This window comes from Streptomyces sp. Je 1-332, from assembly GCF_040730185.1.
Classification (GTDB): Bacteria; Actinomycetota; Actinomycetes; order Streptomycetales; family Streptomycetaceae; genus Streptomyces.
Genome location: NZ_CP160402.1, coordinates 4185332 through 4198239, shown reverse-complemented (window position 1 = coordinate 4198239; position 12908 = coordinate 4185332). Strand labels below are relative to the sequence as shown.

The window sequence follows — 12908 nt, the reverse complement described above, 5'->3', positions numbered from 1 at the left end:
CACCACGTGAAGGGCCCGGTCACCTCGTGACCGGGCCCTTCACGCTGTCGTATCCGGCTACCGCCTAGAGGTAAGGCCCTCCGGTCCGCCCCGCGATGCCGCCCTCCTCTTCCTCCTCGCCGCCGCCCACACCGGGCGGCAGTGCGCGCCGCATCGATTCGAGCTGCGCCCGCGCCGCCATCTGCTGCGCGAAGAGGGCCGTCTGAATCCCGTGGAAGAGCCCTTCGAGCCAGCCCACCAATTGGGCCTGCGCGATGCGCAGTTCGGCGTCGCTGGGTACTCCGTCGTCGGTGAAGGGGAGGGAGAGACGCTCCAGTTCCTCGACGAGCTCGGGGGCGAGGCCGTCCTCGAGCTCCTTGACCGAACTGGCGTGGATCTCCTTGAGCCGCACCCGGCTCGCCTCGTCGAGAGGTGCCGCCCGCACCTCCTCGAGCAACTGCTTGATCATGCTGCCGATGCGCATGACCTTCGCCGGCTGTTCGACCATGTCCGTCACCGGGACCTCGCGGGATTCGTCGTCTCCGCCGCCGCCGAGTGCCATTCCGTCCTGGCCCACGACCAGGACCTGCGGGCTCTCGGGCGACCTTTCGTTCCTCGGCATCTCCATGCCGCCATTCTCTCGCACCCGTACGTCACACATCGGTGGTGCCCCCATTTGCCGCTGATCCACCGCGTACGGAGCACCCGGCCGTGTCTGCGTGGCCGTGTCTGCGTGGCCGGTCAGCCGCGGCGCAGTCGTACGGCGAAGAACCCGAGGCCGAGGCCGATGAGGACCAGGCCGCTGCCGAGCGGCAGGACGCGAAGTCCGGGCAGGGCGGGTTCGGCGGCCGTGCGCCGGGTGGCGTCGGACGCGGTGGTCGTCTCGCCGAGGGGCGGCACGGCAGGGGGCGGGACGGGGGGAGGCGTGGGGAGCTGCCGCAGCGGCTCGCGGGGCGGCACGGACGCCTCGACGGGCGGCGCGGGTTCGTCCCGGCCGGGCCTGGCTCGGCCTTCGCCGGGGGCGCTGCCGGCGCGCGTCGCACTGGGCGAGGGCTCGGCGGCGTACGGGACGCCCGCGTATGAGACGCCCGCGTACGAGAGGGAGACAGGGGAGACGGCCATCAGCACCGTCACCATCAACAAGGGGCGAAGCCATGGAGTCACCGCGCTGACTCCCTCCCGCTACCGGTCGGAGAGATCACTTGAAGCTGGAGCAAGCGTCACATGGTGTTGCTTGTCCGGCATCTCGACCGTGCCGCGCTCAGCGGACCAGCAGCACCTTCCCGATGTGCGAGCTCTCCTCCAGTACGCGATGGGCGGCCGCCGCGTCGCTCATCGGCACCGTCTGGTCGACGATCGGCCGTACGTGTCCGGAGGTGATCAGCGGCCACACGTGCTCGCGCACCGCCGCTACGATCGCCGCCTTCTCCTCGGCGGGACGGCCCCGCAGGGAGGTCGCGGTGACGGCGGCACGCTTGCCGAGGAGCGTGGCGATGTTCAGCTCGCCCTTGACGCCACCCTGCATGCCGATGATCGCGAGACGGCCGTTGGCGGCGAGGGTCTGCACGTTCCGGTCCAGGTACTTGGCGCCCATGTTGTCGAGGATGACGTCAGCGCCCGCGCCGTCCGTGGCCTTCTTGACCTCCTCGACGAAGTCCTGCTCGCGGTAGTTGACGAGGATGTCCGCGCCGAGCTCCCCGCAGAAGTCGAGCTTCTCCTTGGTGCCCGCCGTGACCGCCACCCTGGCGCCGACGGCCTTCGCCAGCTGGATCGCCATGGTGCCGATACCGCTGGAGCCGCCGTGCACGAGGAACGTCTCGCCGGGCCTGAGGTGGGAAATCATGAAGACGTTGGACCAGACGGTGGACGTCACCTCGGGCAGCGCCGCCGCGGTGACGAGGTCGACGCCGTCCGGCACGGGCAGCAACTGCCCGGCGGGGACGACGACCTGCTCGGCGTAGCCGCCGCCGGCGAGCAGCGCGCACACCTCGTCGCCGATCTTCCAGCCCGAGACGCCGGGACCGATGTCGGTGACGCGGCCCGCGCACTCCAGCCCCGGGTAGGGGGACGATCCGGGTGGCGGGTTGTAGAAGCCCTGGCGCTGGAGCAGGTCGGCGCGGTTCACGGCGCTGGCGACGACGTCGACCAGCACCTCGCCCTCGCCGGGTACGGGATCGGGGACCTCGGCCCATACGAGCGCTTCGGGTCCACCGGCTTCGGGGATCGTGATCGCATGCATGCGGGCGAGGCTACTCTCTGCCCCTTCCCGTCGGTCCGACTACGTGCGCAGACCTCCGCGCGGCGGACTCGACTTGGCGTCCGGCGCCATCGGTGACGTCTTCGTCGCCCGCACGATGGTGATCAGACGGTCCATCAACTGCAGTTTCCCGACGGCGGGATCGTCGTAACCGAGCACCCGGTGCCCGCGTACGACGCTGACGACCAGGTCGTCCGTCTCCCGGACTCCCAGGCCCACCTCGGCCTTTATCACCGGCCGCTCCACGAGGTCGAGCCCGCTGCCCTGCTGGATCAGATCCTCCATGACCATGCCCGCGCTGGGACTGAGCACGGAGAGACCAAGGAGCCTGCCCGCCGCGCTGGCACTGGTGATCACCGCGTCGGCACCGGACTGGCGGAGCAGCGGCGCGTTCTCCTCCTCGCGCACCGCGGCCACGATCTTCGCCCCGCGGTTCATCTGCCGGGCGGTCAGCGTGACCAGGACGGCGGTGTCGTCGCGCTGGGTCGCGATGATGATCTGCCGGGCGCGTTGCACCTCGGCGCGGAGCAGCACGTCACTGCGCGTCGCATCGCCGATGACGCCCGCGTACCCCTCGGCGGTGGCGGCGTCGACGACCTTCGCGCTCGGGTCGACCACCACGATCTGCTCGGGCTTGAGACCGGTCGCGCAGACGGTCTGGATCGCCGAGCGACCCTTGGTGCCGAAGCCGACGACGACGGTGTGTTCACGCAAGTTGGACCTCCAGCGGTTCAGACGCCATTCCTCGCGCGTACGTTCCGTGAGCACTTCGAGAGTGGTGCCGACCAGGATGATCAGGAAGAGCACGCGCAGCGGCGTGATCAGGAGAATGTTGCAGAGCCGCGCGCTGTCGCTGTACGGGACGATGTCGCCGTATCCGGTGGTCGAGAGCGTGACGGTGGAGTAGTAGGCGGCGTCGAGGAAGTCGAGCTTGTTGTCGGAGTTGTCGTGATAGCCGGCACGGTCGATCCAGACGATGAACGTCGTCAGGGCGAGCACCGCGAGCGCCATGAGGAGACGCTTGGCGACCTGCCGCAGGGGGCGTTCGACGATTTGGCGCGGCAGTTTGATCCGGTGGGTGACGAGGTGTTCGTCGGGGTTGCGGGCGAGGGGGTCGTGGCCGGGAAGTTTCACGTGAAACACTCCCCGGCCGTGTCGGTATGCAGCTCCGGCCCGGCCCACGGGAGGTCGAGGACCTCCACTTCCTGACCGTGCCGCGCGCCCCCCGGCGGGACGACCGCGAGCCCGTCCGCCACGGCGATCCCACGCAGCATCGCCGGGCCGTTGTAGTGCAGGGGCACTGCGTGGTCGGCACGAAGCGTCACGGGAACGAGCCGGGTGTCGTGGGGGTGCCCGTGCACGTCCTCGCGCAGGACAGCGGTGTACGCCGACGGGGCGGGGCGCCGCGAGAGCGCACGCAGCAGGGGCTCGGCCAGGGTCAGCAGGCCGGAGACCGCGGCGAGCGGGTTGCCGGGCAGGCCGACGAGGTGTTGGTCGGGGCGGATGCGGGCGAGCAGCATGGGGTGCCCCGGGCGCACCGCGACACCGTCCACGAGAAGCTCGGCGCCGATACGGCTCAGGATGGGGTGGACGTGGTCGACCGGGCCGGACGCGGTGCCGCCGGTGGTGACGATGAGGTCGGCGGCGGAGGTGGTGATCGCCTGGTGGAGCGCTTCGGCGTCGTCACCGAGCCTGCGTACGGCGATGACGTCGGCGCCGAGCGAGCGCAGCCAGGGCGGCAGCATGGGCCCGAGCGCGTCGCGGATGAGGCCCTCGTGGGGGCGCCCCTCGGTCAGCAACTCATCGCCCAGGATCAGCACTTCGGCCGTGGGCCTCGGCACCACGGGCAGCTCGTCGTACCCGGCGGCTGCCGCGAGCCCGAGCACCGCCGGGGTCACCAGTGACCCGGGCGGCAGAAGGTGGTCACCGGAGCGGCACTCCTGGCCGCGCGGCCGGATGTCCTGCCCGTGGGTGACGTCACGCCGGGGGTGCAGCCGCCCCTTGTCGTCGATGAGGCCGTGTTCGCTGCGGATGACGGCGGTGGCCTCCTGCGGGACGCGCGCCCCGGTCGCGATCCGCACGGCTTCCCCGTCGGAGAGCGGCTCCGGACGCCCGTGCCCGGCAAGAATCCCCTCGGCCCGAACATTCCAGGGCCCTGGCCCGGCGACGACCCAGCCGTCCATCGCGGAGGTGTCGAAGGAGGGCAGATCGGTGAGGGCGACGAGGGGCGCGGCGAGAACGAGCCCGAGGGCTTGCCCCAGGGGGGCGGTGGCGGGCGCGGTGGCGGACGCGGGTTCGGGGGCGGTGGTCACGGGCCGCGGGGCGCGGGCGGCGGTGGTGCGGGCGGCGGGCCAGGGGGTGATGTCGCGGTGGGGGGGCTGGGGGGTGGGCTCGGGTGTGGGTGTGGGTTGAGACTGCGGCTGGGGCACGGTGTCGCGATCTGGTGCGCCTGAGGGGCCCGGGGTGCCTGAGGGGCCTGGATTGTTTCGGGGGTCGCTGGTTACGGACTCGGCGACGGGGCGCCTGCCGGTCCTGCGGCCATGGTCGTCGTTCACCAGGGCGAGAGCCTCGTCGAGCTCGGCGTCCGGCACGGGCTGCCCACTCATCCGGCGTCCGGCCGCATGTCGTCCCTGGCGCCCTGCCCAGGGTCGGGGCTGGCGTGGGGTGGTGTCGCTTCGGGTGGGGAGGTGATGTGCGGTGACGTCGCCTCGGGCGCGGAGCCGGTGTGCGGAGGCGTCGCCTCGGACGCGGAGGCGGTGCGCGGCGGCGTCGCCTCGGACGCGGAGGCGGTGCGCGGCGGCGTCGCCTCGGACGCGGAGGCGGTGCGCGGAGGCGTCGCCTCGGACGCGGAGGCGGTGCGCGGCGGCGTCCCCTCGGACGCGGAGGCGGTGCGCGGCGGCGTCCCCTCGGGCGCGGAGGCGGATTCGCTCTCCTCCGCCCACCGCGTGGCCAGCGCCGCAGCCTTGCGGGCCGCATCGGCCACCGCTTCGGGGCCACCGCCCTCCGCGGCCCGCGCCGCCGCGTACCCCACCAGGAAAGTGGTCAGCGGAGCCGCAGGCCTTGCCACGCCGTGCGCGGCGTCGCGGGCGAGGTCGAGCAGCAAGCCGGTGTCGACGTCGAGCTCGATGCCCAGTTCGTCCTTGACCGCGGAAATCCATTCATCCAACACGTGACCATGCTCCCTGATACGCGCCCTGGCGGCGGCGATGTCATCCCAGGTGTCGCAGTCGAAGGACGCTACGGCGTCGGTGACCCGGGTGAGTTGGAGCCGCGCCGTGAGCGCCCGCAGCGGAAGCCCCGTCAGACCGCCGTGCTCGGCGGCGAGCTGCGCCGTCTCACGCTGCAGCGAGGCACTGCGATAGGCGGCGACCAGCGGCTGGTCCCGGCCGTCGGCATCTCTCAGCACCGCACCGTCCGCACCGCTCTCCCGCAGCGCGGCGAGCAGGGCGCCCACGGTCCGCGCCTCCAGGAACGGCAGATCGGCGGAGAGCACCACCACGTGCTCCGCCCCGGTACGCCGCAGCCCCGCGTCGAGCGCGGCGAGCGGACCCGCCCCCGCGGGCTCCTCGCGCGCCCACACCACGGGGCGGGCGGTCGGCCGGGGCTCGGCGACGACCACGGTCGTCCCGGCGCCGGAACACGCGCCGAGCACCCGGTCGAGCAGCGCACGGCCGCCGACCCGCAGCCCCGGCTTGTCCGCACCGCCGAGCCGCCTGGCGCCACCACCCGCGAGCACTACGGCGTCGTATGGGGTGGCGCTCGGGAAGGCGGTCGGGGTGTCGGCCGGAGCAGTGTGCGGACTGTCGGGCGGGGTGTCGTGCGGGAGATCGGTCGGGGCGGCGTCCGATGCGGCGGATTCGGCGCCACCCGGAGCCCTCTGCGCGGTCATCCCCCGAGTATGGGCGCACGAAGGATCATTGCCACCCCTCTGTACGGGGTCTCACATCACCGCACCAGGACTCACCCCTCTGCCCCGGGCCTCCTCACACTCCCCGCAGCAACACCGCGGGCTGCTCCACGCAGTCCGCCACGAACCGCAGGAACCCGCCCGCCGTGCCGCCGTCGCACACCCGGTGGTCGAAGGTGAGGGAGAGCTGCACGACGTGCCGCACCGCCAACTCGCCCTGGTGCACCCAGGGCTTGGGCACGATGCGCCCCACGCCGAGCATGGCCGCCTCGGGGTGATTGATGATCGGCGTGGAGCCGTCGACCCCGAACACCCCGTAGTTGTTCAACGTGAACGTGCCGCCCGTCAGTTCCCCCGGCGTCAGCTTTCCGTCCCGCGCCGACTCCGTGAGCCGGACCAGCTCGGCACTGACCGATTCGGTGGTCCGCGTGTGCGCGTTCCGGACCACGGGGACGACCAGGCCGCGGTCGGTCTGCGCGGCGAAGCCGAGGTGGACGTCGGCGAGCCGCACCACCTCGCGCGCCTCCATGTCCACGGTGGCGTTGAGCATGGGGTAGCGCGCCAGCGCGGCCACGCTGATGCGGGCGAACAGCGCGAGCAGCGAGATCTTCTGCCCGCCTCCGTCCTTCACGGAGGCGTTCATCGCGGCGCGTGACGCGAGCAGTTCGGTCGCGTCGGCATCGACCCAGCAGGTGGCTTCCGGTATCTCACGCCTGCTGCGGGACATCTTGTCCGCGACGAGGCCCCGGATGCCGGTCAGCGGGTAGCGGACCTCCGCCCCTGCCGACGCGACGCGCGTCTCCTCACCCGCCGACACCGGCGCCTGCGCGTCCACTGCGGCGGTCGCGGAAGCCGTCGTGGTCGTGGTCGGCGAGGGTTTCCCGTTCGCGCGCGCGGGCGCGATGGCGGCCTCCACGTCGGCCCGCATGATCAGCCCGTCCGGGCCCGTGCCCGTCAACTCCCGCAGCTCCAACCCGTTCTCACGGGCCAGCTTGCGTACGAGGGGGGAGATCACCGGTATCGGCCCGCCCGGGTGAGGAGCCCCGCCCGGCAACGTGGCGCCCGCACCCGCGGCCGTGGGTGGCCCAGCGGACTCGTGCGCCACCGGAACCTGCGGAACAGGCTGCGCGGCAGGCTTCGGCGCCACCTTCGCGACCGCTGCTGTCTTCGCGACCGGCGCTGTCTTCGCGACCGAACCCGTCGTCGTGACCGCCCCCGCCGACCGCACCCTCCTGCGCCGCGCCGGCGCCGCGGCCGTGCCGTACCCGACCAGGACGTTGCCGGAGGACTCCTCGGCGGCAGCCGCCTGCAGGGCTCGTTCCGCGGGCTCTTCCGGAGCCGGGGCCGTGGCGAAATCCGCGGCTCCACTCCCGCCGGGGGCGCCGACCGCGACCGTCAACAGCGGCGCTCCCACCGGCAGTTCCGTCCCCTCCTCACCGAAGCGGGCCGTCACCACGCCCCCGTACGGGCAGGGAACCTCCACCATCGCCTTGGCCGTCTCCACCTCGACGACGGGCTGGTCCACGGCGACGACATCGCCGACCTGCACGAGCCAGCGGGTGATCTCCGCCTCCGTGAGCCCCTCGCCGAGATCCGGCAGCTTGAACTCAAGGCTGTTCACATTCAGACCGGGCGCCATCAGCTGTCCGCCTCCCACTGCAACCGCGCGACCGCGTCCAGGATCCGGTCCACGCCCGGCAGATGATGCCGTTCGAGCATCGGCGGCGGATAGGGGATGTCGAATCCGGCGACGCGCAGGACCGGCGCCTCCAGGTGGTGGAAGCACCGCTCGGTGACGCGGGCGGCGATCTCCCCGCCGGGTCCGCCGAACCCTCCCGACTCGTGCACGACGACCGCGCGCCCGGTCCGCCGCACGGAGGCCGCCACCGTCTCGTCGTCGAAGGGCACGAGGGAGCGCAGGTCGACGACTTCGAGGTCCCACCCCTCGGCGACGGCCGCCTCGGCCGCCTCCATGCAGACGGGCACGGACGGCCCGTACGTGAGGAGGGTGGCGCTGCGGCCGGTGCGCCGCACCACTGCCTTGCCTATCGGTTCAACGCTCTGGGGCGCGTCCGGGTTCCAGTCGGCCTTGGACCAGTACAGGCGCTTGGGCTCCAGGAAGACGACCGGGTCGTCGGATGCGATGGAGGCCCGCAGCAGGCCGTAGGCGTCGGCGACCGTGGCGGGCGTGACGACATGGAGCCCCGGAGTCGCCATGTAGTACGCCTCGGAGGAGTCGCTGTGGTGCTCGACGCCTCCGATGCCGCCGCCGTAGGGCACGCGCACCGTGATGGGCAGCGGCATCGCGCCCCGGGTGCGGTTGCGCATCCGCGCCACGTGGGAGATGAGCTGCTCGAAGGCGGGGTAGGCGAACGCGTCGAACTGCATCTCCACGACGGGCCGGAGCCCGTACATCGCCATGCCGACGGCCGTCCCCAGGATGCCCGCCTCGGCGAGCGGAGTGTCCGTACAGCGGTCCTCGCCGAACTCCTTGGTGAGTCCGTCGGTGACCCTAAAGACACCGCCGAGCGCCCCGACGTCCTCTCCGAGGACGTGTACGGCCGGGTCCTCGGCCAGGGAGTCACGCAGCGCGCGCCCGAGCGCCTGCGCCATGGTGGCCGGTTTGGCTGCCTTCTTGGCGGCCCGTTCGGCCGCGACCGTGCTCATCGCGCGTTCTCCTCGCCGTCCGTGCCGGCTTCTTCCGACGCCTCGAGCTCGGCCCGCAACTGGGCCGCCTGCTCGCGCAGTTGGGTGGTCTGCTCGGCGTACACATGGCTGAAGAGGTCCATGGGGTCGAGCTCGGGGTCCTGGTTCATGCGCTGCCGCAGGTCGGCCGCCATGGCCTCGGCGTCGTCCCGGACCGCCCGCATCCGCTCCTCGTCGAGGAGGCCGCGCTCGGTCAGCTCCCGCTCCAGGAGCAGGATCGGGTCGTGCGCGCGCCAGGCCTCGACCTCGGCGTCCCCGCGGTAGCGCGTGGCGTCGTCGGCGTTCGTGTGGGCGTCCATGCGGTACGTCACCGCTTCGACGAGCGTCGGGCCGCCGCCCGAGCGGGCGCGGGAGACCGCTTCGCTCAGCACCTCGTGCACCGCCGCCGCGTCGTTGCCGTCCACCAGGCGTCCCGGCATGCCGTACCCGACGGCCTTGTGGGCCAGGGTCGGGGCGGCCGTCTGCTTGTCGAGCGGCACGGAGATGGCGAAGCCGTTGTTCTGCACCAGGAAGACGACGGGCGCCTGCCAGACGGCGGCGAAGTTCAGTGCCTCGTGGAAGTCGCCCTCGCTGGTGCCGCCGTCGCCGACCATGGCGAGCGCCACCACGTCGTCGCCCTTCAGGCGCGCGGCGTGCGCGAGCCCCACGGCGTGCGGGAGCTGGGTCGCGAGAGGGGTGCACAGGGGCGCTATGCGGTACTCACGCGGGTCGTAGCCGGTGTGCCAGTCGCCGCGCAGCAGGGTCAGCGCCTGGACGGGGTCGAGACCGCGGGCGACCGCGGCGAGCGTGTCCCGGTAGCTGGGGAAGAGCCAGTCCTGCTCCTGGAGGACGAGCGCGGCGGCCACCTCGCATGCCTCCTGGCCGGTGCTGGAGGGGTAGACGGCGAGCCTGCCCTGCTTGGTCAGGGCCGTCGCCTGCGTGTTGTACCGCCGTCCGCGCACCAGCTGGGCGTACAGACGCTCCAGGAGCTCCTCGTCGGCCTTGCCGACGGCTTCCGTGCCCAGGACGCGATAGGGCTCCGCGTCGGGCAGCAGCGGCGCGGCATCGGTCCTCGGCTGCCATGCGGGTGGCGGGGTGGGCCGATAGACGCCCCGCTGCTCCATGACCGTCATGTCGGCACCTCCGTGTGGAAGCGGTCTCCTCGTGGGAGCGGCAAAGGAGGCGCGGCAATGTGAGGCGCCTCACCTACCGATTGTTCGGTCGTCGGCACATTTTGGCTACAGGCACCTCCAGGCTGTGGACAAACGGTTCTGCACAGCCTGGGATGGATGCAGTACGTCCATGGTAGGGAGGCGGGGGGACATGGCATCTGAACGAATGGCCGACGGGCGCGACAGTGATCGTCCCGAAGACCGGTCCGGCGACCGCCAGGAGGGCCTGCCCCGTCCGAGGGACGCGGCCGGCGACCGCCAGGAGCCCCTGCCCCGCCCGCTGGACTCGATCGACCGCGACATCCTGCACATCCTGCACACGGACGGTCGCGCGTCGATACGGTCCGTGGCCGAGCGCGTCCATGTGTCCCGGGCCAACGCCTACGCACGCATCAACCGGCTCATCGACGACGGCGTCATCCGTGGCTTCGGAGCCCGGATCAACCACGAGCGGGCAGGCCAGGGCGCGTCCGCCTACATCACGCTCAAGATCGTCCAGAACACCTGGCGCACGGTCCGCGAACATCTGCGCACCCTGCCGGGCGCCTCGCACATCGCGCTGGTCAGTGGGGACTTCGACGTACTGCTCCTGGTGCACACGCCGGACAACCGCGCGCTGCGCGAGCTGGTCCTCACCCGGCTGCAGTCCATCCCCGAAGTGCTCAGCACGCGTACGCTGCTGGTCTTCGAGGAGGACGACCTGGATCCGGAGAGCTGACCGGGCCGGGGAGCTGAACCGTCAGCCGCCGCTGCGCAGCCCCGCGAAGGCCAGCTGCACGACGGCGTCGGCGACCTGCTCGCCCGAGGAGGCACCACGGGCGTCCGGGCGGTACCACTCCACAATGGAGTTGATCATCCCGAAGAGCAGCCGGGTGGCGAGGCGCAGCTCGACGTCCGAGCGCAGGTCGCCGTCGGCCACGGCCTCCTTGAGCAGGTCGGCGACCTGCTGGTCGAACTCCCTGCGCCGCTCCATCGCCCACCGCTCGGTGTCGGTGTTGCCGCGCACGCGCAGCAGCAGCGTCACATAGGGCAGTTCCGCGATCAGCACCTCGACGGTGCGGCGCGTGACGTGCTCCAGGCGCTGTACCGCGGTGCCCACGCGCGCGTGGTCCTCGGCGAGGATTCCGAAGAGCCCGTCGAGCGCGCGGCTCACCGCGCGGCGCAGCAACTCCTCCTTGCCGGAGACGTGGTGGTAGATCGAGGACTTGGAGATGCCGGCCGCCTTGGAGAGGTGCTCCATGGACGTGCCGTCGTAACCGCGCTCGTTGAAGACCCGGACCGCCACCGACAGGAGGGTGTCCGGGGTGTACGTGTCGCGCCTGGTGGTGGTCATGCGAAGTGGTCCTCTCGCGCTGCCGCCCGGCGTAGCGCCTGGGACGGCGCGTAGCGGCCGGTGGGGTACTCCAGGTGCAGGCGTTCCAGGGTGCCGGCGGCCCAGTTCGCGCCGAGTTCCTCGCCCCACGCGAGAGGCCCGCGTGGGTAGTTGACCCCCAGGCGCATCGCCGTGTCGATGTCCTCCCTGTTGGCGACACCGCGCGCGACGGCGTCATGGGCGAAGTCCACGAGCATGGCGACGGTACGGGCCACGATCATCCCCGGGACATCGGCGACGACGCTGACCTGCTTGCCCAGCGCCTGGAAGAGGCCCACCGCCTCGCGGAGCTGGTCCTCGCTCACCGTCACGGCGGGCGCCAGGGCGATCCTGGTCGCGGAACGGTAGTCGAGCGCCAGATCGAAGTGGATCACCGGCGCCTCGGCGTCGTCCGCCGCGGAACCGTCGGCCAGGAAGAGCCGCACACCGCTGGGCAGTTCGATCCAGCCGGGGAAGTCGGGGTCGATCGGCTCCTTGTACGCGACGTCGATCCCGGAGCCGTCGATCAGCTCCGCAAGGGCGTGCGCCTGAAACAGCTCGCCGTGCACCGCGACGGACGCCGGGGCCGGTGCGGGCGCCGCCGTGTGCGGCTCCGCGCGCGGGGCGTCGTCCCCATACGCGTACCAGCCCTGCCCGGACTTGCGGCCCAGGCGGCGTGATTCGACGAGGCGGCGCTGGGCGAGCGCCGGGGTGAACTTGGGGTCCTGGAAGAAGGACTCCCACACGGAGCGGGTGACGGCCTCGTTCACGTCTTGGCCGATGAGGTCCGTCAGCTCGAAGGGGCCCATCTTGAAGCCGCCGGACTCGCGCAGGACGGCGTCGATGGTGGCCGGGTCGGCGGCCCGCTCCTCGTAGACGCGCAGCGCCTCGGCGTAGAAGGGCCGGGCGATCCGGTTGACGATGAAGCCGGGGGTGTCCGCGCTGCGTACAGGCGTCTTGCCCCAGGTCCGGGCCGTCTCGTACGCGCGCGTGGCGGCCGTTTCGTCGGTCGCGAAGCCGCTGACGACCTCGACGAGGGGGAGGAGCGGCGCGGGGTTGAAGAAGTGCAGGCCGACGAAGCGTCCGGGCTTCTTGAGCGTGCCGGCGATGGCGGTGACGGAGAGGGACGACGTGTTCGTGGCGAGGAGGCACTCCTCGGCGACGATCTCTTCCAGCTCTTCGAAGAGGCGCTGCTTCACGGACAGTTCCTCCAGGATCGCCTCGATGACGAGTCCGCACCCGGCCAGCTTGGCGAGGCCGGCGACCGGTGCGAGCCGGTCTCCCGCGGCGGACCGGTCGGCGGCGGTGATCCTGCCCTTGTCGACGAGCCGGTCGAGGCGTGCGGCGATCGCGGCGGCCGCGGTCTTCGCCCGGCCGTCGACGGCGTCGTACAGCCGCACGGGGTGGCCCGCCAGCAGGGCTACCTGGGCGATGCCCTGCCCCATGGTGCCGGTGCCGACCACGGCAACGGGGCTGCTGAGCTCGAGTGCTGTCATGCTCGCGATCCTCCCGCACGAGGTGTCCGCCGGAGGGTGCGGGGTGCCCGGCGAGAAGTTG

The 12908-nt window shown here is 72.1% G+C and carries 12 protein-coding genes; 1 reads left to right on the top strand and 11 read right to left on the bottom strand.

The features are described from left to right. Positions 1-64: 64 nt before the first annotated feature. From ABXJ52_RS19000 to pdhA, 9 genes are all read right to left on the bottom strand, one after another. Positions 65-607, bottom strand: a complete 543-nt coding sequence (locus tag ABXJ52_RS19000; RefSeq protein ID WP_367043784.1) for a bacterial proteasome activator family protein — start codon at positions 605-607, stop codon at positions 65-67. 113 nt (positions 608-720) lie between these two features. Next, positions 721-1143, bottom strand: a complete 423-nt coding sequence (locus ABXJ52_RS18995; protein ID WP_367043783.1) for a hypothetical protein — start codon at positions 1141-1143, stop codon at positions 721-723. A 97-nt stretch (positions 1144-1240) separates the two neighbouring features. Continuing rightward, on the bottom strand, positions 1241-2218 hold the full coding sequence (locus tag ABXJ52_RS18990; protein WP_367043782.1) for an NAD(P)H-quinone oxidoreductase: 978 nt from the start codon (positions 2216-2218) through the stop codon (positions 1241-1243). Between the two features lie 39 nt (positions 2219-2257). Then, the gene (locus tag ABXJ52_RS18985; protein WP_367043781.1) at positions 2258-3379 is read right to left on the bottom strand and encodes a potassium channel family protein; all 1122 of its coding nucleotides are present in this window, start codon (positions 3377-3379) and stop codon (positions 2258-2260) included. Next, on the bottom strand, positions 3367-4842 hold the full coding sequence (locus ABXJ52_RS18980; protein ID WP_367043780.1) for a molybdopterin molybdotransferase MoeA: 1476 nt from the start codon (positions 4840-4842) through the stop codon (positions 3367-3369). The genes ABXJ52_RS18985 and ABXJ52_RS18980 overlap by 13 nt, the downstream gene beginning before the upstream one ends. Then, positions 4839-6125, bottom strand: coding sequence for an NTP transferase domain-containing protein (locus tag ABXJ52_RS18975; RefSeq protein ID WP_367043779.1), 1287 nt, complete (start codon positions 6123-6125; stop codon positions 4839-4841). Before ABXJ52_RS18975 ends, ABXJ52_RS18980 begins: the two co-directional genes overlap by 4 nt. Before the next feature lie 94 nt (positions 6126-6219). Further along, positions 6220-7782, bottom strand: a complete 1563-nt coding sequence (locus ABXJ52_RS18970; protein ID WP_367043778.1) for a dihydrolipoamide acetyltransferase family protein — start codon at positions 7780-7782, stop codon at positions 6220-6222. Beyond that, positions 7782-8810, bottom strand: coding sequence for an alpha-ketoacid dehydrogenase subunit beta (locus tag ABXJ52_RS18965; protein ID WP_367043777.1), 1029 nt, complete (start codon positions 8808-8810; stop codon positions 7782-7784). The genes ABXJ52_RS18970 and ABXJ52_RS18965 overlap by 1 nt, the downstream gene beginning before the upstream one ends. Then, positions 8807-9961 (bottom strand): pyruvate dehydrogenase (acetyl-transferring) E1 component subunit alpha, encoded by a 1155-nt coding sequence (gene pdhA / locus ABXJ52_RS18960; protein WP_367043776.1) that lies wholly within the window; start codon positions 9959-9961, stop codon positions 8807-8809. Before pdhA ends, ABXJ52_RS18965 begins: the two co-directional genes overlap by 4 nt. Positions 9962-10151: 190 nt before the next feature. Here pdhA and ABXJ52_RS18955 point away from each other — a divergent pair, with 190 nt between their 5' ends. After that, positions 10152-10718, top strand: a complete 567-nt coding sequence (locus ABXJ52_RS18955) for an Lrp/AsnC family transcriptional regulator (protein ID WP_367043775.1) — start codon at positions 10152-10154, stop codon at positions 10716-10718. A 21-nt stretch (positions 10719-10739) separates the two neighbouring features. Here the strand turns inward: ABXJ52_RS18955 and ABXJ52_RS18950 are convergent, their stop codons facing one another. Both ABXJ52_RS18950 and ABXJ52_RS18945 read right to left on the bottom strand, forming a co-directional pair. Then, positions 10740-11333: a TetR/AcrR family transcriptional regulator gene (locus tag ABXJ52_RS18950; protein WP_367043774.1), complete on the bottom strand. Its 594-nt coding sequence runs from the start codon at positions 11331-11333 to the stop codon at positions 10740-10742. Further along, positions 11330-12847, bottom strand: a complete 1518-nt coding sequence (locus tag ABXJ52_RS18945; RefSeq protein ID WP_367043773.1) for a 3-hydroxyacyl-CoA dehydrogenase — start codon at positions 12845-12847, stop codon at positions 11330-11332. Before ABXJ52_RS18945 ends, ABXJ52_RS18950 begins: the two co-directional genes overlap by 4 nt. Between the last annotated feature and the right edge of the window lie 61 nt (positions 12848-12908).